At 44.5% G+C, this 20,828-nt stretch carries 17 protein-coding genes; 15 read left to right on the forward strand and 2 right to left on the reverse strand.

Features of this window, described 5'->3' with window-relative positions; translation table 11 throughout:
- Positions 1–364 precede the first annotated feature (364 nt).
- Positions 365–2,458: a PTS transporter subunit IIABC gene (locus FYJ75_RS04965; protein ID WP_154429359.1), complete on the forward strand. Its 2,094-nt coding sequence runs from the start codon at positions 365–367 to the stop codon at positions 2,456–2,458.
- On the opposite strand, the gene FYJ75_RS04970 is transcribed toward FYJ75_RS04965, so the two are convergent.
- Positions 2,438–3,739, reverse strand: a complete 1,302-nt coding sequence (locus FYJ75_RS04970) for a polysaccharide biosynthesis protein (RefSeq protein ID WP_154429360.1) — start codon at positions 3,737–3,739, stop codon at positions 2,438–2,440. The genes FYJ75_RS04965 and FYJ75_RS04970 overlap by 21 nt on opposite strands.
- A gap of 55 nt (positions 3,740–3,794) precedes the next feature.
- Here FYJ75_RS04970 and FYJ75_RS04975 point away from each other — a divergent pair, with 55 nt between their 5' ends.
- A complete protein-coding gene (locus FYJ75_RS04975) occupies positions 3,795–4,949 on the forward strand; it encodes a cysteine desulfurase family protein (protein ID WP_154429361.1) in 1,155 nt (384 codons plus the stop codon).
- A gap of 16 nt (positions 4,950–4,965) precedes the next feature.
- Here the strand turns inward: FYJ75_RS04975 and FYJ75_RS04980 are convergent, their stop codons facing one another.
- Positions 4,966–5,808 (reverse strand): Cof-type HAD-IIB family hydrolase, encoded by an 843-nt coding sequence (locus FYJ75_RS04980; RefSeq protein WP_154429362.1) that lies wholly within the window; start codon positions 5,806–5,808, stop codon positions 4,966–4,968.
- Positions 5,809–5,918: 110 nt separating this feature from the next.
- Here FYJ75_RS04980 and FYJ75_RS04985 point away from each other — a divergent pair, with 110 nt between their 5' ends.
- The 13 genes from FYJ75_RS04985 (at position 5,919) to FYJ75_RS05045 (ending at position 20,825) form a co-directional block, all read left to right on the forward strand.
- Complete coding sequence (locus tag FYJ75_RS04985; protein WP_154429363.1) at positions 5,919–8,372, forward strand: homocysteine S-methyltransferase family protein; 2,454 nt, start codon at positions 5,919–5,921, stop codon at positions 8,370–8,372.
- A gap of 154 nt (positions 8,373–8,526) precedes the next feature.
- A complete protein-coding gene (clpX, locus tag FYJ75_RS04990; protein WP_154429364.1) occupies positions 8,527–9,948 on the forward strand; it encodes an ATP-dependent Clp protease ATP-binding subunit ClpX in 1,422 nt (473 codons plus the stop codon).
- Positions 9,949–9,960: 12 nt separating this feature from the next.
- Positions 9,961–11,127 (forward strand): metallophosphoesterase family protein, encoded by a 1,167-nt coding sequence (locus tag FYJ75_RS04995; protein ID WP_235907010.1) that lies wholly within the window; start codon positions 9,961–9,963, stop codon positions 11,125–11,127.
- Complete coding sequence (locus FYJ75_RS05000; RefSeq protein WP_154429365.1) at positions 11,124–13,238, forward strand: ATP-binding protein; 2,115 nt, start codon at positions 11,124–11,126, stop codon at positions 13,236–13,238. The genes FYJ75_RS04995 and FYJ75_RS05000 overlap by 4 nt, the downstream gene beginning before the upstream one ends.
- Positions 13,239–13,316: 78 nt before the next feature.
- Complete coding sequence (locus tag FYJ75_RS05005; protein ID WP_154429366.1) at positions 13,317–13,985, forward strand: Crp/Fnr family transcriptional regulator; 669 nt, start codon at positions 13,317–13,319, stop codon at positions 13,983–13,985.
- A gap of 5 nt (positions 13,986–13,990) precedes the next feature.
- Positions 13,991–15,037: an ABC transporter substrate-binding protein gene (locus tag FYJ75_RS05010; protein WP_154429367.1), complete on the forward strand. Its 1,047-nt coding sequence runs from the start codon at positions 13,991–13,993 to the stop codon at positions 15,035–15,037.
- Positions 15,027–15,803 (forward strand): ABC transporter permease, encoded by a 777-nt coding sequence (locus FYJ75_RS05015; RefSeq protein WP_154429368.1) that lies wholly within the window; start codon positions 15,027–15,029, stop codon positions 15,801–15,803. Before FYJ75_RS05010 ends, FYJ75_RS05015 begins: the two co-directional genes overlap by 11 nt.
- Positions 15,800–16,420: an ATP-binding cassette domain-containing protein gene (locus FYJ75_RS05020; RefSeq protein ID WP_154429369.1), complete on the forward strand. Its 621-nt coding sequence runs from the start codon at positions 15,800–15,802 to the stop codon at positions 16,418–16,420. Before FYJ75_RS05015 ends, FYJ75_RS05020 begins: the two co-directional genes overlap by 4 nt.
- 120 nt (positions 16,421–16,540) lie before the next feature.
- Entirely contained in the window at positions 16,541–17,443 is a 903-nt protein-coding gene (locus FYJ75_RS05025) for a Rossmann-like and DUF2520 domain-containing protein (protein WP_235907011.1), read from the forward strand.
- 2 nt (positions 17,444–17,445) lie between these two features.
- Entirely contained in the window at positions 17,446–18,273 is an 828-nt protein-coding gene (panB, locus tag FYJ75_RS05030) for a 3-methyl-2-oxobutanoate hydroxymethyltransferase (RefSeq protein ID WP_154429371.1), read from the forward strand.
- Positions 18,274–18,511: 238 nt separating this feature from the next.
- Positions 18,512–19,357, forward strand: a complete 846-nt coding sequence (gene panC, locus FYJ75_RS05035; RefSeq protein WP_154429372.1) for a pantoate--beta-alanine ligase — start codon at positions 18,512–18,514, stop codon at positions 19,355–19,357.
- 14 nt (positions 19,358–19,371) lie between these two features.
- Positions 19,372–19,767 carry an aspartate 1-decarboxylase gene (gene panD, locus FYJ75_RS05040; RefSeq protein WP_154429373.1) on the forward strand — a complete coding sequence of 132 codons (396 nt, stop codon included), beginning with the start codon at positions 19,372–19,374 and terminating at the stop codon, positions 19,765–19,767.
- Positions 19,768–19,862: 95 nt separating this feature from the next.
- Complete coding sequence (locus tag FYJ75_RS05045) at positions 19,863–20,825, forward strand: tetratricopeptide repeat protein (RefSeq protein ID WP_154429374.1); 963 nt, start codon at positions 19,863–19,865, stop codon at positions 20,823–20,825.
- Positions 20,826–20,828 lie beyond the last annotated feature (3 nt).

Genomic DNA, 20,828 nt, shown 5'->3' on the forward strand with positions numbered 1-20,828 from the left:
ATGCTGACCGGGTCATATCTGAGTCTTCCTGTATGATGTTGCGGAATATTTTTCAGATATTTCTCCAGTTCGATTTCTCCCATAAATCTGTCAAATGTCAGCACCGGATCACAAATGTCCAGATAATCTTGAATTAGTATTGGCAAAACTGCCTGTTTTGGGTTAGAATAGATTATGTTATTAATTTTCATGGTAAGTTAATTATAACACAAAGAAAGACCTTGAGTTCATTGCAAAACTCTTGGTCTTTCTTTTTTATGCGGGACTATTCTTTTTTCACAGCCCCTTTTTTACGTTATAGCATAGTTATATGAATTCCGAAAATTGGATACACTATATATGAATTTATCAAACGAGGTGCAATATGAAAGACAAGATTTTTGGAATTTTACAGCGTGTTGGAAGATCGTTTATGCTTCCAATCGCGATTCTTCCGGTAGCAGGACTGTTTTTGGGACTCGGAGGATCATTTACCAATGAAACGATGTTAAAAACATACGGACTGCTTAGATTCATGGGGCCTGGTACGATACTTAATCAGATTCTTCAGGTAATGAATGCTGCAGGAAATATTGTTTTTACCAATCTTCCGGTTATTTTTGCAATGGGTGTTGCAATTGGAATGGCGAAAAAGGAGAAAGAGGTTGCTGCACTGGCGGCGGTCATTTCTTTTTTTATCATGCATGCTTCGATTGCAGCACTCATTCTGTCGAACGGTGGAAAGGAAACAATGCTTTCCGGTGCGGTAACTGATGTCTGCGGGATTGAATCCCTTCAGATGGGGGTATTTGGGGGAATTCTGGTCGGACTTGGTGTGGCTGCACTTCACAATCGGTTTTACCGGATCGAGCTTCCACAGGTATTATCCTTTTTTGGAGGCACCAGATTTGTGCCGATCATTTCCGGGATTGTGTATGTGGGTGTTGGCATTCTGATGTATTTTATCTGGCCGGCGATCCAGTCCGGAATTTATGCAATTGGGGATCTGGTATTAAGATCCGGATATGTGGGAACGTGGGTGTATGGATTTATGGAACGTCTGCTGATTCCATTTGGACTGCATCATGTGTTTTATCTGCCATTCTGGCAGACTGCTGTAGGCGGAACATTTGAAGTAGGCGGACAGACGATCGAGGGAGCTCAGAATATTTTCTTCGCACAGCTGTCGGATCCGTCAGTAACACATTTTACCGTTTCTGCTACAAGATTTATGTCCGGAAAATTTCCACTTATGATCTTCGGACTTCCGGGTGCAGCGCTTGCAATGTACCGCACTGCGGCAACGGAGAAGAAAAAAGCAGTTTCCGGACTGCTCTTATCGGCTGCGTTGACTTCGATGATTACGGGTATTACGGAGCCGCTTGAGTTTACCTTTTTATTTGTAGCTCCGTTATTATATGGAATCCATTGTGTACTTGCCGGATTTGCCTATATGCTTATGCATGTATTTCAGGTCGGAGTAGGAATGACATTTTCCGGAGGATTCATAGATCTGTTTTTGTTTGGAATCCTACAGGGAAACAGAAAGACAAGCTGGCTTTGGATCCTGGTTGTCGGAGCTGTGTATTTCTTCGTGTATTATTTCCTTTTTTCTTATTTGATCCGGAAAATGGATCTGAAAACACCTGGACGGGAGAATTCGGATGAAGTGAAATTATATACCAGGGCGGATGTTGATCAAAGAAAGGGACAGGAAGAAAAAACGGATTCCCAGGATAAGATTTCAGCAGGAATTTTAAAAGGACTAGGAGGAAAAGATAACATCTCGGATGTGGACTGCTGTGCGACCAGACTGCGTTGTACGGTTTACCGGGCAGAACTTGTGGATGACAATATATTAAAGGCAACCGGAGCATCCGGTGTGGTGCATAAAGGCAATGGTGTACAGATCATTTACGGACCGAGAGTAACGGTTATCAAGTCCAACTTTGAAGATTATCTGGAAAATGTATCGGACCATGTGGAAGAACCAGAAGAAGTCGAGAAGAAAGTAAAAGTCATCGCCAGTCCGATCACCGGAATCGCAGCAGAACTTTCGACAGCCCCGGATGAAGGCTTTGCAGGGAAAATGATGGGAGATGGTGTGGTCGTAACACCAACAGAGGAATACGTTGTTGCACCGGAGGATGGTGAAGTAACGTTTGTATTTGAAACGAAGCATGCCATAGGATTTACAACCTCAGATGGAACGGCGCTTCTCATCCATGTAGGAATCGATACGGTAAAATTGAATGGAAACGGATTTGAGGTGTTTGTAAAGGATGGACAGAAGGTGAAAAAAGGGCAGAAAATGTTAAAACTGGATCTGGAATATATCAAAACCCATGCCCCTTCGCTGTGTTCACCGATCCTTTGCACGGAACTTGTGGATGGAGAGTCTGTGCGTCTGCTTTCCAGTGGAAAAGTGAAAGCGCTCGATCCGTTGTTTGCCATTGAATCAGGCGAGCTTCCGAAGTGAGAAAATACAAAGCAGAGCCATAACAATCTGACTGATCAGCATGCCGGAAAGACTGGCGCGGATTCCGTATAGAGGGATAAACACCCAGATTATGACAATTCGGATCGCACATCCGAGAAGATTAATGTAAAACGGAATTTTTGGATAGCCAAGTCCATGCAGAATGCTGCTTAACAGGGCATTCAGATACATGAACGGGCAGATCCAGCTTAAGATCTTGATATAAGTTCCGACCAGAGTATTGCAGAAAATCCGGTTACCGATAAAATCTGCGGTGAAAAGAAACAGCAGCGTAAAAGCAAAGCCGAGCAGTAAGCCGTAATAGATGGCGCTGGTGATGGCATGGTGGATCGCAGCAGTATTTTTTTTCGTTTTTGCTTCGGATATGACAGGAAGCAGAAGAACGGATACGGAATTGGTCAGTACGGTGGGAAACAGAATGATCGAAAGCGACATTCCGGTGAGAATTCCGTAGACACTCAGGGCATTGGCAGAATCATAGCCAAACAGGCGCAGCTGTCTTGGAATCAGCAGATTTTCCACACTCGAACAAAGGTTGATCAGGACGCGGTTGGCGGTCAGTGGAACAGCCATAATGATGAGTGCCCGTGTGCTTTGTTTCAGACTTCCGGAAAAGTGATGGAAACCGACAGCAGTTACAGAGATGAGCATTCCAAAAAATTCTCCGATGACGATTCCCCAGATCGCATCGATCGGACGGAGCGTGGAACCATGATCGGAAGCAATATTGTAGATCAGATAGACACCGGCAACGCGTGCAACCTGTTCTGCCAGCTGGCTGACGGAGGGAATCAGTGCTTTTTGCTTCCCATAATAATAACCGTTGATGCAGGCATGCACGCTTGCAGGAACGAGACAGAAAGTCATGGCGCAAAGCAGGCTTTCGCAGCGCGGTTCTTCTAAAAGTCTGCATGCGATAAGTGCTGCATTCCGGCAGATGACAAATGAGACCAAAACAGAGAGACCACAGGAGAGCAGGAGCCCGATCATCAGATACAGACGGGCTCCTGCTTCGTTTGCTTTTGCAGTTTCTTCAGCGACAAAGCGGGAAAGAGAGGTCTGGATACCTGCACCGGTCAGGGAAAGGCAAAGGGCCATGACAGGAAATACGAGTTGATAGATCCCCAGTCCTTCTGCACCAATTGTGCGTGAGAGGAATATTCTATAGAAGAAGCCGATGATACGGCTTAAAACACCTGCGGCAGTTAAAAAAAGGGTTCCTGTGATCAGAGGATTTTTCAGTTTCTGGATGAAAGTCATGGAAGAACTCCATATGGTGCATTTAATTTAAATATATGATATAAAGGGGCTGCGTATGAGTAAACAGATTTATTTCGATCATGCGGCGACAACGAGTGTACTACCGGAAGTAAGAGAGGCTATGCAGCCATATCTCACAGAAAAATACGGAAATATGTCTACCGCATATGAACTTGGAGAAGAGGCAAGATCTGCAGTGTCGCATGCCAGGGAGGTGATCGCACACTGTATCGATGCCAGACCGGAGGAGATTTTTTTTACTTCGGGAGGCAGTGAATCAGATAACTGGGCAATAAAAAGTATTGCCGGTGAATATAAATCAGAGGGAAAACATATCATCACATCTGCAATTGAGCATCATGCCGTGCTGAATTCCTGTGCTTATCTGGAGCAGCTCGGCTATGAGGTCACGTATCTTGAAGTGGATGAAAAGGGACTGGTGAGCATGGAAGAACTGGAGCAGGCCATTACGCCGGAAACAACGCTGATAACAGTGATGTATGGAAATAACGAAATCGGAACGATTGAACCGGTGCATGAGATCGGCAGAATTGCAAGATACCGGAAGATTCCGTTTCATACCGATGCTGTGCAGGCAGTCGGACAGATTCCAATCTCTGTAAGAAGAGAACCGATCGACCTGATGAGTGCCAGCGCGCATAAGTTTCATGGACCGAAAGGGGTTGGCTTTTTGTATGTGCATGAAGGCGTGAAAATTCCGTCTTTTATCCATGGCGGAGCGCAGGAAAAAGGAAAAAGGGCAGGAACGGAAAATGTACCTGGAATTGTGGGAATGGCAGAAGCATTACGGATTGCAGTGCTTCAGATGAAACGGAACCGGGCGAGGGAGATACGGCTTCGTAATTACTTTATGGATCGTCTCCTGCGCGAATTTGAACAGGTGAGGATTAATGGACATCCGTATCAGAGGCTTCCGGGAAATATTAATATCAGCTTTGGTGGTGTGGATGCAACATCGCTTTTGACGCTGCTTCAGGAAGATGGGATCTGTGCATCCGCAGGGTCGGCGTGCAGTACCGGACAGACGAGGATCTCACATGTGATAGAGGCAATCCGTGTACCGGACGAATATGCAGTTGGAACGATCCGTTTTACACTTGGAAGGGAAAATACAAGACAGGAAGTGGATCAGACGATCCGGTCACTGAAGAAAAATCTGACCATTTTAAGAGAAGACGAAGCAATCTAGCCTCGTCTTCTCTGTTTTAGGAAAGTGCATATTTTTCGATGGCAAAAGCAACGCCATCCTCATCGTTGGAGCATGTGACAGCATCTGCAGCAGCTTTGATATCTGCAGGTGCATTGCCCATGGCGACGCCAAGACCGGCTGCTTTTAGAATAGAAAGGTCATTCTCGGTATCTCCAACCGCCATGGTCTGTGCGATTGGAATCTGGAGTTTTTCGGCAAGCTGTGTTAAGGCTGTGCCTTTTGTGACGCCTGCTTTTGTAAATTCAAGGTTGTGGTAGCCGCCGCTTACGACCGTCAGTATTCTGGTGGATAACAGGTATTTTTTCACATCCTCGCGGTCTTTTAAGGTGCCGTCTGGCAGCGCAGAGAAATTTAAGGTCATTTTCTGGATTGGAAGCCGGTTCTTCTGTATGAATCCTGCAAAATCATCCACACGGGTTCTGGTGTTGATAATATATTTTTTCAGTGAATCCGGAATGATCAGTTCCTGGGCAATGGAAAGCCTGTCCGAAGGGGAGAAACCATCTCCGTGGATAAAGGCATCCATGTGAATGTCTTTGGACAGCAGATAGTTCAGGATTGGAATGGTCATTTCCGGATTCATTGGATTTTCAAAGAGGCAGTTCTTTTCGGCGATTTCATAGACGGCAGCTCCGTTTGCCGTGATGGCATATCGGATGCTGGTCTGGCTGATCTGTTCAAATGGAAGACCGCAGAAAGGCCGGCCGGTTGAAATGATCACTTCGATCCCCGCATCTTTCGCACGGTTTAAAACGTCAATTGTATGAGATGAAATCGTTCCCTGGGTGGTAAAAAGTGTTCCATCGAGATCCAGGGCGATTAATTTAATATTTGACATAAAGAATCCTTTCTTATACATTATATCTGTTAGCATTAATTATTATAGACGAATTTTATAAAATGTGAAGATAGAACTTGCAGAGAAAGCAGATAGCGAGGATAGAATAGATGACAAGAGAAGAATTGAATGCGCTGATCGCAGACGGACCGGTAATCTTAGACGGTGCCACAGGAACCAATCTGATGGAAAAAGGAATGCCAATGGGCGTCTGTCCGGAGGCATGGATTTTAGATAATAAAGAGATTATGATCGATCTTCAGAAACGGTATGTAGAGGCAGGAACACAGATTCTCTATGCACCGACATTTACTGCAAACCGCATCAAACTGGAAGAATATGATCTTTCGGACAGACTTGAGCAGATGAACCGTGATCTTGTAAAAATCAGTAAAGAGGCTGCCGGTGGGAAGGCATATGTTGCCGGAGATATGACGATGACCGGTAAACAGCTGTTTCCACTGGGAGACCTTATGTTTGAGGAACTGGTAGATGTATATAAAGAACAGGCCCGTATCCTGGATGATGAAGGCGTGGATCTGTTTGTAGTAGAGACGATGATGAGCCTTCAGGAGAGTCGTGCGGCAGTCATTGCAATCCGTGAAGTTTCGGATCTTCCGATCATGGTTTCACTGACTTACAACGAAGATGGAAGGACGCTGTTTGGAACGACGCCGGAAGTTGCTGTGGTAGTATTACAGTCACTGGGAGCCGATGTGATCGGAGTGAACTGTTCCACAGGCCCGGCAGAGATGGCACCACTTGTTGCAAAAATGGCAGAGTATGCAACGATTCCGATCCTTGCAAAACCAAATAACGGATTCCCGGAGCTGATTGATGGAAAGACGATCTACCGGACAACCCCGGAGGAGTTTGCACAGGCGGGAGTTTCGCTGGTTGAAGCTGGTGCGGCGATCGTTGGAGGATGCTGTGGAACAACACCGGCACATATCAGGGCACTGGCCAAGCAGGTGAAAGGAATGGAAGTGCATACACCGCTTGCACATCACAGAAGTATTTTGACCTCCGAAAGGAAAAGTGTGGAAGTCAGCCTGGATGGCAACTTTATGGTGGTTGGTGAGCGAATCAACCCGACTGGTAAAAAGAAGCTTCAGGCAGAACTTCGCGAAGGAAAATTAGATCTTGTACGTGAAATGGCCAGACAGCAGGAAGAGAATGGAGCACGGATACTTGATATCAATATGGGAATGAATGGTATTGATGAAAAAGAGATGATGCAGAAAGTCATTTATGAGGTTTCTTCTACCGTAGATTGTCCGTTATGTATTGATTCGAGCTATGTCGAAGTAATTGAAGCTGCACTTCGGATTTACCCGGGACGAGCACTGATCAATTCCATTAGTATGGAATCTGCAAAGCTTGAAGCACTTCTTCCGGTTGCAAAGAAGTATGGCGCGATGTTTATCCTGCTTCCGGTTTCTGATGAGGGACTGCCGAAAGACGGAGAAGAGAAAAAGGCCATTATCAATGCAGTTTATGACCGTGCATTGCAGGAGGGGCTTGCGCATGAAGATATCGTCGTAGACGGATTAGTTGCAACGATTGGAGCAAATCCGGAGGCCGCAAGGGAATGTTTTGACACAATCGCATATTGTAAGGATGAGAAAAAACTTCCTACCATCTGCGGACTTTCCAATATATCCTTTGGACTGCCGGAGCGAATTTATGTAAATACGGCATTTCTTACAATGGCAATCTGTAAAGGGCTTACGATGGCAATCGCCAATCCATCCCAGGAAATTCTGATGAATGGAGCTTTTTCATCGGATCTTCTTTTACATAGACCGGACAGTGATATTCGCTATATTGAGCGGATGAACCGTCTGGCAGAGGAAAAAGCCAGATTTGAAACGGTTGTGGTAAAGAAAGAGAATGCGGATGTTTCGGGAAGCAGTGATTCCGGGAGTAAGGGAAGCGCGGTTTTTCAGGCAGTATTAAAGGGAAATAAAGGAACAATCCTGGATGAAGTGAAAAAAGAACTGTCTTCCGGGAAGAAGCCGGAAGACATCATTAATGATGATCTGATTCCTGCAATCAATGAAGTCGGAGTGCTGTTTGACAAGAAAAAGTATTTCCTGCCTCAGCTGATCGGAAGTGCCAATACGATGAAACTGGCGATTGATTATTTAGAGCCGATGCTAGAGCGGAAAGACAGCGGAGCAGATATGCCAACGCTTGTGATTGCCACGGTTGAAGGGGATATACATGATATCGGAAAGAACCTGGTCGTTCTGATGCTGAAGAATTACGGGTATAATGTCATCGATATGGGAAAAGATGTTCCGGCAGAAGACATCATTGAAACAGCAATAAAGGAGCATGCGGCGATTATCGGTTTGTCAGCACTGATGACTACAACGATGATGCGCATGAAGGATGTAGTTGAAATGTGCAAAGAAAAGCACTGCGAGAGCAAGGTGATCATTGGTGGGGCATGCATTACACAGAATTTTGCAGATGAGATCGGTGCAGATGGATATTCCAAAGATGCGGCAGAGTGTGTAAGACTTGTGGAACGCCTGCTTGAGGAATCAGATTCGTAAAGAAAGTATTAAATCTACGAATTTTAGTTGAGTTTCGGAGAGGGCTGACGTATAATTGCTTATAGTCTCAGCCTGGTCAGAGGGCTTTGCATAACCAGCTTGTATGTGGATACAGGTATACAGTTATACAAAATAAGAAAAGGCGGTTTTTTGTATGTCAGATGATAAATTAATGGATATAGATTCTAACCAGAATAACGATGATAATGAATACGAAGATGTCTGCTATATCTGCCGCAGACCGGAGCATGTAGCAGGTAAAATGATACATATTCCGAACAATATCTGCATTTGCAGGGATTGTATGCAGAAAACATTTGATTCCATGAACAGTTCAGGAATCAATATGAATGATATGATGAATATGAACTTAGGTTCCATGCCGAATATCAGCATGATCAATCTTTCGGATCTTCAGAATTCAATTCCGAACAGTCAGAAACTCAAAAAGAAAAAGGAAAAGAAAGAACCGAAAAAGGCACCGGTACTTGATATTCATTCTATCCCGGCACCGCATAAGATCAAAGCAAGTCTTGATGAATATGTAGTTGGGCAGGAGCATGCCAAGAAGGTCATGTCGGTTGCTGTATATAACCATTACAAACGTATCATGGAGAACACAGATGATGGTGTGGAAATTGAAAAATCCAATATGCTGATGATCGGACCAACCGGTTCCGGAAAAACATATCTTGTGAAAACATTAGCAAAATTACTGGATGTGCCACTTGCAATCACGGATGCGACCTCCCTGACAGAGGCAGGATATATCGGTGATGACATTGAAAGTGTTGTAAGTAAGCTTCTTGCAGCAGCAGATAATGATGTGGAACGCGCAGAGCATGGTATTATCTTTATCGATGAGATCGATAAGATCGCAAAGAAGAAGAATACCAATCAGCGTGATGTCAGCGGAGAATCGGTACAGCAGGGAATGTTAAAGCTCTTAGAAGGAGCAGAAGTGGAAGTCCCGGTAGGAGCAAGCAGCAAAAATGCCATGGTTCCGATGACAACAGTGGATACCAAAGACATCTTGTTTATCTGTGGCGGAGCTTTTCCGGATCTGGAAGAGATCATCAAGGAACGTCTGAATAAAGAGGCATCCATCGGATTTAAAGCTGACCTGAAGGATAAATATGACGAAGAAGAGAATCTCCTGGAACAGGTTACCGTAGAAGATGTGCGGAATTTTGGAATGATACCGGAGTTTTTGGGAAGACTTCCAATTTTATTCTCGCTGGAGGCATTGACGGAAGATATGCTTGTGCGCATCCTGCGTGAGCCGAAGAACGCGATCATCAAGCAGTATCAGAAGTTACTGGCTATGGACGAGGTAAAACTGGAATTTGATGATGAAGCACTTCACACAATTGCAAAGCGTGCAAAAGAGAAGAAAGTAGGAGCGCGTGCGCTTCGTGCGATCATAGAAGATTTTATGCTGGACATTATGTATGAGATTCCGAAGGATGATAATATCGGCAGTGTAACAATTACAAAAGATTTTATCGAAAAGAAAGGCGGACCGCTCATTACGATGAGAGGCTGCGCAGAAATCGAAGATAAAGCAGAAGCATAAATAACAGACAGTATGGATACGAATACAGGAACTGCAGGAGAGAACATCCAAAGTTCCTGTATTTTTGATTTGGGAAAGGGTGAGGATATGAAACTGATTCATTGTGCGGATCTGCATCTGGATTCAAAAATGACGGCAAATTTGTCGACAGAGCAGGCAAAAGAACGCAGGGCAGAGATCTTAAACACATTTATGAGAATGGTTGATTATGCAAATGATCATGATGTGGAGCTGATTCTGATTGCGGGAGACCTGTTTGATACAAGAAATGTATCGGCAACAGCAAGAAACGCGGTCCGCGATGCGATTGTGATGCATCCGGGCATTACATTTCTTTATCTGAAAGGCAATCATGACAATGACAATTTTTTGTCCAAACTGGATGAAATTCCGGCGAATCTGAAGCTTTTTGATGAAAACTGGAAGTCCTATCGTTATGGCAGGATCGTGATTTCAGGTCTGGAACTGAATGCAGTCAATCAGGTAACTGCATACAATTCTCTGGTACTTGATCATGATGATTACAATATTGTAATGCTGCACGGTCAGGACAGCACTTATCAGACGAAAGACAAGACGGAAGTCATTGCATTAAATGAACTGAAAAACCGGAATATTGATTATCTGGCACTCGGACATATCCACAGCTATAAAGAAGCGCCGTTGGACGGAAGAGGGATATATTGTTATCCGGGCTGCCTGGAAGGAAGAGGCTTTGATGAGTGCGGTGAAAAAGGATTTGTAGTTATAGATATCGATGAGAAAGCGCATTCCATGGTGCATCGGTTTGTGCCGTTTTCCAGCAGGGTTTTACATACGGTGCAGGTAGATGTAAGTCAGTGCATGACCTCGCAGGAGGCAGCGGAATGCATTCGAAAAGTGATAGAACAGAACCAGTATCCGGCAAAAAGTATGGTGAAATTTGTATTGTCCGGTGCGGTGGATATTGAGTCAGAGCGGAATACCGAGTATCTCGCACAACAGTTTTCGGATCTGTTTTATTTTGAAAAAGTAGAGGATGAGACAACACTTCGTCTGGATTATGAGCAGTATGCAAAGGATGAGTCACTCAAAGGAGAATTTATCCGTATGGTGTATGCATCGGATCTGGATGAAAAGATGAAGCCGGAAGTGATCCGAATGGGAATTCAGGCGTTGTCAGGGGAGGAGTTCGTATGAGACTGTTAGCGTGTCATATTGAAAATTTTGGCAAGCTCCATGACTTTACGATGGAATTTGCAGATGGAGTGAATACGATCAGCCAACCGAATGGCTGGGGAAAAAGTACGCTTGCAGCATTCTTTAAAGTGATGTTTTATGGATTTGACTCCAAAAAAGCAAAGGATGCACCGGATAAGGAACGCAAATTATACTTGCCATGGCAGGGTGGAACCTATGGTGGAGAATTGGATTTTGAAGTAAATGGCAAGCGTTATCGCATCAGCAGGACATTTGGAAAAACAGAGAGAACAGACCAGTTCCATTTGTATGATCTGGCAACGAATCTGGAAAGCTGTGATTATTCGGATAAGATCGGAGAAGAACTGTTCGGACTCGACAGTGGTTCTTTTCGAAGAAGTGTATTTATCGCACAAAGCGAGGTACTTTCCGGCTCCACGGATGCAATCAATGCAAAGCTTGGCAATCTTGTGGAAAACACGAACGATATTAATAATTATGAGACCGCACAAAGCAGGATCAAAGAGGAAATGAACCGGCTTACGCCAGACCGTGTATCAGGTTCCATCCGGAAAAATAAAAACAGAATCACAGAACTGTCAGAAGTCCTGCGTGGATCGGATGCGGCAGAGAAGGCATATCTGGAGAAAAAGCAGCTGTTAGAAGAAAAACAAAAAGAAAAAGAACGTATATCTAAGCAGAGGCGTATCTGTGCGGGAAGACTGCGCAGTGTCAGTGAAGCAGACAAAAAAGAGACTTTACGACAGCAGTATATAAAGCTGGAAGAGGACGAGAGAAATAAAAAAGAAGCATATCTGGAAAAGAAAAAAGTATTTCCGCAGGAGATTCCGCAAGCAGAGGATTTGTCCCATATGCAGCAGAAAGCAAGACAACTGGAAGAATATCATACGACCGGTCAGAACTTTGCATTTACACCGGAAGAGGAGAAACGCTATCAGAAGTTAAAAGCACAGTTGGCAGAAGGAAAACAGACAGTTTCAACGGAACCAAAAGAAAATCACCGTGGACTGCTGTCTGGAGGAATCGCAGCAGTTGCAGCTGGTATCATTCTGTTACTGATTGGAATGACCGTATTTCGCGGCAATGGCATTTTGTTTGCTCTGACCGGTGGAATTGCAGTGGTCATTGGCATAGGACTCCTGTTCCACGGGAAAGCACAAAAACGCGCTTATGAAGAGAAGAAACAACAGGAGCAGAAGCTTTTGTTTGAATTAAAAAGCAGCGATCAGGAACTGCAGCGGCTGGAACAAAAGAAGCAGCAGTATGAGCATGCAAAGGAGATGGAAGAGAAAGTCCGTAGACAGCTGACAGAGTTTCTTATGCAATACCAGATTGCATTGGAAGAAGATATTACAGGACAGCTTACGGCACTTTTAATACAATCAGAGGCAGTAAGGACAGCTTATGGAATCTGGGAGGATGCTGCGCATGCGAAAGAGGACTTCCGGAAAAGACATCCGGAAGAAACACTGACACCGGTGGAAAAAACAGAAGAATCCCTGGAAGAATTAAATGAAAAGATCGCTCACCTTGATGATGAGTTAGAGAAGATCCAGAATGTAATCTCAGATTATGAAGGGCAGATCGAGGAACTGCAGGAGAAGATGGATCTTCGGGATGAGAAAGAAGCAGAGCTTGAGGAACTTCGAAAGCGGCAGGAAAAAGAACAGAAAAGATATGAGCTGCTGAAAACAACACATGAATATCTTCAGGCCGCAAAGGAGCAGTTTACCTCCAGATATATGGCACCGATATCCAATGGATTTGCCAGATATTATAATGATTTGAATGCATCTGCAGGGGAGCAGACCTGGATGGTGGATGCCAATATGGAATTGAAGCTGAAGGAGCAGGGAGAGTACCGCGATGTCCGTTGGTTGTCCGCCGGCTATCAGGATCTGATCGGATTTTGTATGAGGCTTGCACTTGTGGATGCCATGTTTCCGGAAACAAAGCCGTTTCTGGTATTAGATGATCCGTTTGTCAACCTCGATCAGGAAAAGGCACAAAAGGGAAATGAATTGCTCAAACAGCTTGGAAAAGAATATCAGACAATCTATTTTACCTGTCACAACAGCCGGGTTCCATAGAAAAACTTGCAAAAAACAGTATCATGTGATACTGTTTTTTGTGCTACATGGAAAAATATCTGTGAAAAGGAAATAGGCATGGATGAGAAAATAAATCAAAAAATTACTGATGCATTTGAAATATGTCCGATTTTTCAGGGAATTGACTGGTCCTGTTTCCATCCTGTCTATCGCGAATTCCGGAGAAAACAGGAAATCTGTGATGTGGTCGATGGTGTTTCCTGTGTGGGAATTATTGGCAGTGGAGAAGCGGATGTGTATACCGTATCCGACGAACTGACGCAGCCGAATGTTTCAACACAGCATGCAGGGAGCATTTTCGGGATCTGTAATGTCTTTTTGGACAGTGCGATGCCGACAAAGCTTGTCTGCAAGGTACAGTGTGGTGTTGTGTTTATTCCGAAAAAAGAATTCCGGCAGCTGATCCACAGGGATGAAGAATTCCAGAAACGTTATCTTGCACTGTGCAATCAGAAGATTTTATATCTTGCACAGAAAATAGAATTAATGGGAATCAATTCCTGCAAGGGAAAGTTTGCATGTTATCTTCTTCGCAATGCAGATCGGGAAGGGAACGTGCTTTTGGGCACATCCAAAGAGCAGTTTGCAAGATATTTGAATGTAAGCAGGGCAAGTCTGTTTCGGACGATTGCCGATTTTACCGCCAGAAATCTGATCTGTTCGAAGGACAATCAGATTCAGATCATAAACAGAGATGGACTGGAAGCCATCAGAAAAGGAGAATGAAAAAGATGAAAAAGAAATTATTGGCATTAGCACTGTCTGCAGTACTTGCAGCAGGTGCTTTGGCAGGATGTGGAACATCTGCGAAGGAGAAAAACAGCGCAGATACGCAGAGTGCAGCAGATCAGGCTGTGACAGAAGAAAATACAGAAAGCACAGATGACACACAGATCCGCCTTGGAGGATTAAAAGGACCGACATCTATGGGAATGGCAAAACTGATTCAGGATGCTTCCAATGGGGAATCGGATCTCAATATTGATTTTACACTGGCTGCTTCTGCGGATGAACTGACACCGGCTTTTGTACAGGGCAATCTTGATATTATGGCTGTTCCAAGTAATCTTGCAAGTGTTCTTTACAATAAGACAGAGGGAAAAGCGCAGGTTCTTGCAGTCAATACACTTGGTGTATTGTATATTGTGGACACCGGTGATTCGGTAAAGAGTCTTTCCGATCTGAAAGGTAAGACAATTTATGCAACCGGACAGGGGGCAACTCCGGAATATTCCCTGAAATATCTGTTAAAAGAAAACGGACTGGATCCGGAAAATGATGTTACGATCGAGTGGAAATCCGAGCCGACAGAAATAGTATCTGAGATGGCTGCATCTTCCGATGAAGTGGTTGCGATGCTTCCACAGCCGTTTGTAACTGTAGCACAGAGCCAGGTAGAGGGATTAAATGTTGCAGTCAACCTGAACGATGAGTGGAATGCGCTGGACAATGGAAGTTCCCTTGTTACCGGTGTAGTTGTAGTTCGCAGTGATTTTGCAAAAGAGCATCCACAGCTTGTTTCTGAATTTATGGATGCATATCAGGCATCTACAGAGTTTGCAAATAATCATGTGGAGGAAGTTTCTACCATGATCGAGGCTCTGGATATTGTAAAAGCTCCGATTGCACAGAAAGCAATTCCACAGTGTAACATTACATATATGGAGGGAAGTTCAATGAAAGATGCGTTAGGCGGATATCTTGAGGTGCTGTATGAGCAGAACCCGGCAAGTATCGGCGGTGCACTTCCGGCGGACGATTTCTATTATGAAAGATAATCGTATTGGAAATCATAAAACAATATGGATAGAGAGAACGGCAGCAATCGCTGCCGTTCTTGTTGTGTGGGAAATCGCAGCACGTATGCTCGATCAGAAGATTCTTCTTGCATCTCCATGGGATGTTCTTCTGGCTTTTGGAGAACTTTTGCACACGCCGGAGTTTTATCAGGCAGTGGCAGGTTCGTTTCTTCATATTGCACAGGGGTTTTTACTTGGACTGCTTGTGGGCAGCATCTGTGCGGTGATCAGCGCAAAAGTACATCTGATAGAGATTCTTTTATGGCCATATATGGCAGCTGTGAAGGCGGCACCGGTGGCGTCTTTTATCATTCTTTGCCTGGTATGGCTTTCACCATCCGGCTTATCAGTTTTTATATCGTTTCTCATTGTAGTTCCGGTTGTGTATACGAATCTTTTGAATGGAATACGCGACCTTGATCCACAGATGAAAGAGTTTGCAGAGTGTTTTGGAATCCGTCCGTGGAAAAGACTGATCGGGATCGATCTTCCGCAGCTGCGGCCTTACATCGTGTCGTCCTTTGAGATCGCAATTGGAATGGCATGGAAGGCAGGCATTGCAGCGGAGGTTATTGGAACACCGGACAGATCCATCGGAAAAATGCTGTATCATGCGAAAATCTATCTTGCAACACCGGAGCTTTTTGCGTGGACGCTTCTTGTTATTTTTATCAGTGTATTGTTTGAAAAGGCGGTAACCGGGCTTTTGAAACTGGGATATCAGAGATTGGAGTATAGGATATGAGTATCAGACTGCATAATTTGGATTTTAACTATAAAGATCAGAAAGTGATAACAAATCTGTCACTCGAGATTGCAGATGGCGGGATCCTGTGTGTAATGGGCGAATCCGGCTGCGGTAAAACGACATTGCTTGGCATTCTGACCGGAAGACTGAAGCCCGAGAATGGTGAAATCCAGGGAATTTCCGGAAAAAGGATCGGTATGGTATTTCAGGAGAACCGCCTTCTGGAGGAGTTTTCCGCAGAGAGCAATATTCTTCTGGGGTGTGACCGGGGATTCTATCCATTGGACGGCGAGGATTCCAGACACTGGAAGAAAGCCGAAAAGAGAAAACACATAGACGAGCATCTCAAACTGGTCGGGCTGGAAGAAGCCTCCAAAGAGAAGGTAAAGAATCTTTCCGGCGGTATGAAGCGAAGAGTTGCAATCGTGCGTGCAATGATGTCAGATTGCGATATTTTGGTTATGGATGAGCCTTTTCAGGGGTTGGATGCCAGAAACCGGCGAAAGGCAATTGAGTATATCAGGCGGTATAAAGGAGATCGCACATTGCTTCTCGTTACGCATGAAAAGGAAGATGCAGAGAGGCTGGGCGGAGTGCTCTTTCAAATGTCATAAGCGTATTTTTATGAGTACATTGATTGTAAATACAGGAAGGATATGGTATAGTCTCTTTCGAACGGTATTCGAAAGAAACTGTATCGCAGAGGATGTGTTGTCACCCGAACAGAAGAGATAATGTCCGGCAGATACTCGAATGAGGTCCGACCGGATGGTCAGAAAGAAGGTGGTAGCATGAGAATAGGAATCATAGGAGCAGGGCGCGTGGGCTGTTCGCTTGGAAAGTATTTCCGGCTGAAAGGAGCGCATCTTGTGGGATATTATGATGCCAGTGCTGAGGCTTCAAAAGAAGCCGCAGAATTTACACAGACAGACTATTTTGAAACACTGGAACAGTTGGTGCGTGAATCGGAGATTCTGTTTATCACGACACCGGATACATGGATTGTTCCGGTCTGGGAAGAAATAAAAGAGCTGTCTCTTACGAATCAGATTATATGTCATTGTAGTGGCGCACTATCATCCGATTCATTTTCTGGAAGCGACGACATGGGGGTATCATGTTGTTCGGTTCATCCGATGTTACCGTTCAGTAACAAATTCTCATCATACGAACAATTAAATAAGGCTTTTTTTACGGTGGAGGGACAGCCTCGCGCTGTAGAGGTGATTTCGCGCCTTTTGGAGGCATTTGGAAACGAAGTCTGCCGGATTGATGGAGCATGCAAGCCAAAATATCATGCGGCAGCAAGCATACTGAGCAATCATGTGATCGCGGTGCTGGACACTGGATACCGTCTGCTCGAGGAATGCGGTTTTTCGAGGGAAGAAGCAGTATGCGCGACCGCAGAACTTGTGCGTCGTAATGTGGAAAATGTCCTGGAGAAAGGCTGCGAAGAGGCTCTGACCGGACCAATCGAACGTATGGATACCGGGACTGTACAAAAGCATCTGGACTGTTTAAGCAGCGAAGATGCAGGACTCTACCGTGTGCTTGGAAGCCGTCTGGTTGATCTGGCTGAAAAGAAGCATCCAGGGCAGGATTATGATGAGATGAGACTGATTATGGAAAGGAAATAAAAATGAAAAACACAGTTGTAACATTTCAGGAAGCAAAGCAAAAAGGAGAGAAGCTTTCCATGCTGACAGCCTACGACTATTCTACTGCAAAGCTGATCGATGAAGCAGGCGTGAATGCAATTCTGGTAGGAGATTCGCTTGGAATGGTGGTTCTTGGTTATGAGGATACACTTTCTGTCACGATGGAAGATATGATCCATCACAGTGCAGCAGTTGCACGCGGAATCAAGGATACACTGCTGATCACAGATATGCCGTTTATGTCTTACCAGACTTCGGTATATGATGCAGTTGTCAATGCGGGAAGACTGGTGAAAGAAGGCCGTGCGCAGGCAGTGAAACTGGAAGGTGGAAAGGAAGTATGTCCACAGATCCGCGCAATCGTGAATGCTTCCATTCCGGTTTGTGCACATCTTGGACTTACTCCGCAGTCGGTCAACGCATTTGGTGGATTTAAGGTACAGGGAAAAGGGGAAGCAGCAGCACAGAAGCTTCTCGATGAGGCACGTGCCGTAGAAGAGGCTGGTGCATTTGCTCTTGTACTGGAATGTGTACCAAAAGCTCTGGCAGAAAAGATCACAGAGACAGTACATATTCCAACGATCGGAATCGGAGCCGGAGCAGGATGTGACGGACAGGTGCTGGTATATCAGGATATGCTTGCCATGTATGCCAATATGAAACCAAAATTTGTAAAGCAGTTTGCACAGGTCGGCGAAGAAATGAGAAATGCATTCGCAGCATACCGAAAGGAAGTTGCAGATGGAACATTCCCTGGCGAGGAACATACATTTAAGATGGACGAGAGCATTCTCGACCGCCTGTATTAAATTCAGGTAATTGCGAAACTATTGAAATCTGAATTGGGCATGTACTGTGAGTACAGGTAACTCGCAGGTGCTTCAGAGCGGCCGGTATTTGGCGACCGTACTTTGGTCGCTTATGTACCGTTGCCAGCGATGAGCAGCGAGAGCGTGCCTGCGATTATTTGTACTCACAGTACATGCCAGTGTAAATTTAAAATAGTTCCGCATTACCTGGTATTAAATTATGAAAAAGGAGCAGAAAATGAAGATATACGGAGAAATCGATAAAGTAAGAGCAGAAGTAAAAGCATGGAAAAGAGAAGGAAAAACAGTCGGATTTGTTCCAACGATGGGATATCTGCATGAAGGACACAAAAGTCTGATTGACGCAGCAAGACGAGAAAATGATAAGGTGGTTGTCAGCATTTTTGTAAATCCAATGCAGTTTGGACCAAACGAGGATCTGGCAAGTTATCCAAGAGATATGGAGCATGATGCAAAACTTTGTGAGGATGCAGGAGTGGACATTATTTTTCATCCGGAACCGGAAGAAATGTATGATGACGGATTCTGTTCTTATGTGGACATGAACGGACTTACCACAGAACTTTGTGGGAAAACCCGTCCGATCCATTTCCGGGGAGTTCAGACCGTTGTATTGAAATTATTCCATATCGTCACACCGGACCGTGCATATTTTGGTCAGAAAGATGCACAGCAGCTGGCTGTGATCCGTCGTATGGTAAAAGATCTGAATGTTGACACCAAAATTATCGGCTGCCCGATCGTGCGTGAAGCAGACGGTCTTGCAAAGAGTTCGAGAAATACATATCTGAGTCCGGAAGAAAGACAGGCGGCTCTGGTATTAAGCCGCAGCTTAAAAACAGGAAAGAATCTGGTAGATCAGGGAGAGACGGACGCTTCTGTTATCCGTGCAGCGATTACAACGGAGCTTGAAAAAGAGCCACTTGCAAAAATTGATTATGTGGATGTCGTTGATTTTGATACCATCACACCGGTACAAAAACTCACCGGATCCGTACTCGTGGCAATTGCGGTTTATATTGGAAAAACACGTCTTATTGATAATTTTATCGTTGAAAAGTAATCGGGAGAGAAAAAATGAATTATACAATGTTAAAAGGAAAAATCCATCGCGCGATTGTAAAACAGGCGGATCTGAATTATGTCGGAAGTATTACGGTGGATACCGAACTGCTTGAAGCAGCCGGAATTTTAGAATATGAGATGGTACAGATCGTGGACGTTGAGAATGGCAACCGTTTTGAAACTTACACGATCGCAGGTGAACCGGGATCTGGAATGATCTGTTTGAACGGTGCTGCTGCAAGACAGGTGGCGGTCGGTGATCATGTCATCCTTATGTGTTATGCACAGATGACACCGGAGGAAGCTGCGAACCATCATCCAAAGGTCGTATTTGTGGATGATAAGAACCAGATCGCACGTGTGACAAACTATGAAAAACACGGTAAGCTGACGGAAGATTTTATGTAACACAGTCCGTTTGGATAAAATCCGCTCTATACAGAAAGTTGATCTTTTGCTATACTTAAATTAACTATGTATTTTGATATATGAGGAAAAGATCGATGAAAAGAAATAAATGGTTAACACCAATTCTGGCAGGACTCACTGCAGTCCTGCTTTTGAGCGGATGCGAAAATGAAAAAGAAAAGAACATGGAAGCCTACCGCCAGTATGGAATCAATTGTATGGAGCAGGAGGACTATGATGGAGCATTAAAGGCTTTTCAGAAAGCACTCGATCAGTCCAATGGAAAGATCGGAAAGAAGGAACTGGACATCTGCTATTACAAAGCAGAAGCACAGTATCGTTCCGGAGACAGTGACGCAGCACTGGACACTTACAATTCGATTATTTCATATGACAAGAATGCGGCAGATGCGTATTATCTGAGAGGAAATCTTTATTATGCGCTCGGAGATGGAGAGAAAGCAGCAGATGATTATCAGAAAGCAGTCAGTGCAGATAAGGATAATTATGAGCTTTACATCGGAATTTATGAGTCTCTTGCAGCAAATGGACAGGAGTCGGATGGAGAAACCTATTTAAACGAGGCTTTAAAGCTGAAAGGCGACAAAGAAAACGACAATCTGCAGAAAGGCCGAATATATCTGCTCTTAAATGATTATGATAATGCAAAGACATGTCTGCAAAAGGCATTGGATGCAGGGAACACAGATGCCAATTTCTATCTGGCACAGGTAAGTGAAGCAACCGGAGACAGTGATGCAGCGGATTCGTATGTGCAGGCTTACCTTGACAGTGGAAACGTTGATTCCGAGGATATGTATGAGATCGGAAAGCAGCAGATGGACAAAGGGGATTACGATCATGCAGTGACTTACTTTGAGGCAGGTCTTGCAATGGAGGAAGTTCCGAACAAACAGGCATTGATGAAAAAATGCATTGCGGCATATGAATATAAAAACGATTTTGAATCAGCCAAAAAGATGATGGCGGAATACGTGGAAGCATACCCGGATGACCAAGATGCAGCCAGGGAATATGTTTTTCTGCAGACAAGATAAGGA

It is taken from the genome of Roseburia porci, assembly GCF_009695765.1.
Lineage (GTDB): Bacteria > Bacillota > Clostridia > Lachnospirales > Lachnospiraceae > Roseburia > Roseburia porci.

Excerpts from the sequence above, each read along its gene's own strand:
- FYJ75_RS04965 (WP_154429359.1), top strand. The coding sequence starts at position 365 with ATGAAAGACAAGATTTTTGGAATTTTACAGCGTGTTGGAAGATCGTTT.
- FYJ75_RS04970 (WP_154429360.1), bottom strand. The coding sequence starts at position 3,739 with ATGACTTTCATCCAGAAACTGAAAAATCCTCTGATCACAGGAACCCTT.
- FYJ75_RS04975 (WP_154429361.1), top strand. The coding sequence starts at position 3,795 with ATGAGTAAACAGATTTATTTCGATCATGCGGCGACAACGAGTGTACTA.
- FYJ75_RS04980 (WP_154429362.1), bottom strand. The coding sequence starts at position 5,808 with ATGTCAAATATTAAATTAATCGCCCTGGATCTCGATGGAACACTTTTT.
- FYJ75_RS04985 (WP_154429363.1), top strand. The coding sequence starts at position 5,919 with ATGACAAGAGAAGAATTGAATGCGCTGATCGCAGACGGACCGGTAATC.
- clpX (WP_154429364.1), top strand. The coding sequence starts at position 8,527 with ATGTCAGATGATAAATTAATGGATATAGATTCTAACCAGAATAACGAT.
- FYJ75_RS04995 (WP_235907010.1), top strand. The coding sequence starts at position 9,961 with ATGGATACGAATACAGGAACTGCAGGAGAGAACATCCAAAGTTCCTGT.
- FYJ75_RS05000 (WP_154429365.1), top strand. The coding sequence starts at position 11,124 with ATGAGACTGTTAGCGTGTCATATTGAAAATTTTGGCAAGCTCCATGAC.
- FYJ75_RS05005 (WP_154429366.1), top strand. The coding sequence starts at position 13,317 with ATGGATGAGAAAATAAATCAAAAAATTACTGATGCATTTGAAATATGT.
- FYJ75_RS05010 (WP_154429367.1), top strand. The coding sequence starts at position 13,991 with ATGAAAAAGAAATTATTGGCATTAGCACTGTCTGCAGTACTTGCAGCA.
- FYJ75_RS05015 (WP_154429368.1), top strand. The coding sequence starts at position 15,027 with ATGAAAGATAATCGTATTGGAAATCATAAAACAATATGGATAGAGAGA.
- FYJ75_RS05020 (WP_154429369.1), top strand. The coding sequence starts at position 15,800 with ATGAGTATCAGACTGCATAATTTGGATTTTAACTATAAAGATCAGAAA.
- FYJ75_RS05025 (WP_235907011.1), top strand. The coding sequence starts at position 16,541 with ATGTCCGGCAGATACTCGAATGAGGTCCGACCGGATGGTCAGAAAGAA.
- panB (WP_154429371.1), top strand. The coding sequence starts at position 17,446 with ATGAAAAACACAGTTGTAACATTTCAGGAAGCAAAGCAAAAAGGAGAG.
- panC (WP_154429372.1), top strand. The coding sequence starts at position 18,512 with ATGAAGATATACGGAGAAATCGATAAAGTAAGAGCAGAAGTAAAAGCA.
- panD (WP_154429373.1), top strand. The coding sequence starts at position 19,372 with ATGAATTATACAATGTTAAAAGGAAAAATCCATCGCGCGATTGTAAAA.
- FYJ75_RS05045 (WP_154429374.1), top strand. The coding sequence starts at position 19,863 with ATGAAAAGAAATAAATGGTTAACACCAATTCTGGCAGGACTCACTGCA.